The sequence below is a fragment of the Vibrio sp. V43_P6S15P86 genome (genome assembly GCF_009904725.1).
GTDB lineage: Bacteria > Pseudomonadota > Gammaproteobacteria > Enterobacterales > Vibrionaceae > Vibrio > Vibrio diabolicus.
This window is the reverse complement of record NZ_WXWT01000066.1, coordinates 1-2,737: the sequence shown is the minus strand read 5'-3', so window position 1 is coordinate 2,737 and position 2,737 is coordinate 1. Positions and strand designations below refer to the sequence as shown.

The following is a 2,737-nucleotide window of genomic DNA, read 5'->3' as shown; positions in this document are numbered from 1 at the left end:
ACAATATCTTTGAACTTGATCAACATTTACTAACCAATAACACCTCACAAACTTCTGATATTTCTTACATTGTAGTAAAGATTTTTAGGGTCATAAGAAAATTGATGATTATTTTGAACTTTTTTTCGTAAACTTTATTTTACATTGTGCGCGGTGGTTAACAGGTGGTTTTTATTTGCATTTATTTGCAAAAACTGATTGCAAGTCTACGCCTAAGCCGATAAGTTACTTAAACGCTAGACAGAAAATGACCAGAGCCCTTGATGCTGCTCGCTTTGTGAACAATGTTGCAATGAGTTCAGTTGGCAAAAAATTGGGTCGGAAATAAAAACCAGGAAGTAGAAGTAATGTTTCAAACTGATGATGTAAGAATAAATAGAGTAAAAGAGTTATTGCCACCTGTAGCAGTATTAGAGAAGTTCCCAGCGACTGAAACCGCTTCTTCGACCACTTTTGATTGCCGTAATGCCATTCACAATATTCTTGAAGGAAAAGATGACCGATTACTTGTAATTGTTGGCCCGTGTTCCATTCACGATCCTGCTGCTGCGGTTGAATATGGTAAAAAGCTAAAAGTATTACGTGATGAACTTGGTGAACAACTAGAAGTTGTGATGCGAGTTTATTTTGAGAAACCGCGCACAACGGTAGGATGGAAAGGTCTGATCAACGACCCTTACCTAAATGATACCTACAAGCTGAATGATGGTCTGCGTATTGGACGTAAGCTTCTTCTTGATCTTACCGATATGGGCTTGCCGACCGCGAGTGAGTTCTTAGATATGATCACGCCCCAGTACGTGGCGGATCTGATCAGTTGGGGGGCTATCGGTGCTCGTACGACAGAATCTCAGGTTCACCGTGAGCTTGCTTCTGGTCTTTCTTGTCCTGTTGGTTTTAAAAATGGTACAGACGGGAACATTAAGATCGCGAGCGATGCGATTCGTTCTGCAAGTGCTTCTCACCACTTCTTATCAGTAACAAAATACGGTCATTCTGCGATCGTAGAAACCGCTGGCAATCCTGATTGCCATATCATTCTCCGTGGTGGTAAAGAGCCAAACTACAGTGCAGCGCATGTTGCTCAAATTAAAGACGAGTTAGACGGCGCAGGGCTACCGAAAAAAGTGATGATTGATTTTAGCCACGCTAACAGCTCGAAGCAGTTCAAACGTCAAATGTTGGTATCTGATGACGTATCAGAGCAAATCGCTGGTGGTGAAGAAGCAATTTTTGGTGTGATGATTGAGTCTCATTTAGTTGAAGGTCGCCAAGACCTAGTAGATGGCAAAGCGGCCACTTATGGTCAGTCGATTACCGATGCATGTATCGGTTGGGAAGATACGGAAACCGTACTTCGTCAGCTTTCAGATGCAGTAAAAGCGCGCCGTAACAAATAAGCTCAACAGAAAGAACTTTTTTAAAGAGCCAGAGGCATTGTGCCTCTGGCTCTTTTTTATTGAGAATTACTCGCATCTCTTTCTATTGTTTCTGCTTTCCTATATGTTATCTGTATGCGCTGTAACCAAAAGGAATTTGGAATTGAATCGTAATGTATGGCTATTATCCCTTTGCCAAGCCCTATTAATGACAGGGAATATTTTACTCATATCTGTTATTGCCCTTATTGGCAAAACACTTGCGCCGTCATCAAATTTTATTACGTTGCCCGTTGCGCTGCAATTTTTAGGACTGATGGCTGCGACGATCCCAGCATCATTAATTATGGGCAAGTTGGGACGTCGACTTGGGTTTAGTCTCGGTAATGTTATTGGCATTTTGGGTGCTAGTCTAGCGACGTATGCATTAAGTCAACAAAACTTCTATCTGTTCTGCATGTCTACGTTTTTGCTTGGTGTTGGTATAGGTTTCGGTACTCTATACAGGTTTGCTGCCATTGAAGTGTGTGAAGAGTCGGCAAGACACAGGGCGATTTCGATATCTATGGCGGGAGGGGTACTAGCGGCGATACTTGGCCCTAATTTGGCGGTGTATTCACAGCAATGGTCAGATGATGGTTTGTACATTAGTGCTTTTGCCGTGCTTATTGGACTTTATATAACTGCGTTGATCGTGCTGCAAACGATTCGTTTTCCACCAGCACACACGCAAGTTCTACATACTAAAGCGGATAAAGTGGGGCATATTATCCGTCGACCTAATTTCATGCTAGCGGTTATCGCCGCAATGGTTGCGTATGCGGTGATGAACATTTTAATGACAGCAACGCCTCTGGCGATGATTGGTTGTGGCTTTGATTTTGACAAAGCGGCAGGAGTGATCGAATGGCATGTGCTGGGCATGTTTGCACCGGCGTTTGTCACGGGACGCTTGATAGAGCGGTTTGGCGCGAAGAATATGATTTTAGCCGGTGGATTGCTATTTGTTGCTTGTATTGGAATTAACATACACGGAGTGTCCATTTGGCACTTTAGTCTTGCTTTAGTTCTGTTAGGCGTTGGTTGGAACTTTATGTTTATCGCGGCAACTGGGTTATTTAGTCAAAGCTATGAAGCGAAAAACAGGAGCAAGGCTCAAGCGTTTAATGAATTCTTCGTGTTCAGTTGTGTCACTATCACTGCATTACTATCTGGCTGGCTTGAATCCACCGTAGGTTGGCAAAACCTTAATTTGTACGTTCTTCCTTTTGTGTTACTCGTCATCGTGATGTTTGCTTTGAAAACGAACAAAGAAACGGAATCCCAAACTGCTTGATTAGATCTTCTATACATAGCCC

The 2,737-nt window shown here is 42.6% G+C and carries 2 protein-coding genes; both read left to right on the top strand.

Annotated features, from left to right (window positions below):
• Positions 1-347: 347 nt before the first annotated feature.
• Positions 348-1,400, top strand: a complete 1,053-nt coding sequence (gene aroG, locus CAG69_RS03015) for a 3-deoxy-7-phosphoheptulonate synthase AroG (protein WP_005396134.1) — start codon at positions 348-350, stop codon at positions 1,398-1,400.
• A 142-nt stretch (positions 1,401-1,542) separates the two neighbouring features.
• Positions 1,543-2,715 (top strand): MFS transporter, encoded by a 1,173-nt coding sequence (locus CAG69_RS03010; protein WP_161442664.1) that lies wholly within the window; start codon positions 1,543-1,545, stop codon positions 2,713-2,715.
• The last annotated feature ends 22 nt before the right edge of the window (positions 2,716-2,737 follow it).

What these genes read in the sequence shown, in the direction of transcription:
- aroG (WP_005396134.1), top strand. Translation starts at nt 348, where the DNA reads ATGTTTCAAACTGATGATGTAAGAATAAATAGAGTAAAAGAGTTATTG.